A 375-nucleotide genomic window follows, 5' to 3' on the forward strand; every position below is an offset into this window, starting at 1 on the left:
GGAAGTACACGGCGAACCCGGCCAACTCATCCAGACCTGTGTTTCGGCAGCAGCCGGACCCGTCAACCTCGAACTCTGAGGAGCATCGTTCCATGACCCTTACTTCCAACCGCCCGGGACCGGGCACGACCTCCCCGGAACATCCGAAGACGTCCGCGGCCGCGTCTGCGGCGGCAGCCGCACCCAAACCCCGGCCCGGGGCCCTGGCCGCCTCTGGCGGGCCCGTCGTCCGTCCGCCGACGGCCGCGCACCTGACCGACGAACAGGTCGCCGAACTCGGCCGCGAGCTGGATGCGATCCGCGACGACATTCTGGCAAAACGCGGCGCCTCCGACGCCGCCTACATCCGGCGCATGATCAAGATCCAGCGCGTCC

At 69.3% G+C, this 375-nt stretch carries 1 pseudogene; it reads left to right on the forward strand.

The features are described 5' to 3' along the window. Nucleotides 1-92 precede the first annotated feature (92 nt). Nucleotides 93-375 (forward strand): annotated as a pseudogene (locus AC5RWU_RS24700) (acyl-CoA desaturase); the annotation flags it as partial.

It is taken from the genome of Arthrobacter sp. B0427-1-12 (assembly GCF_059092905.1).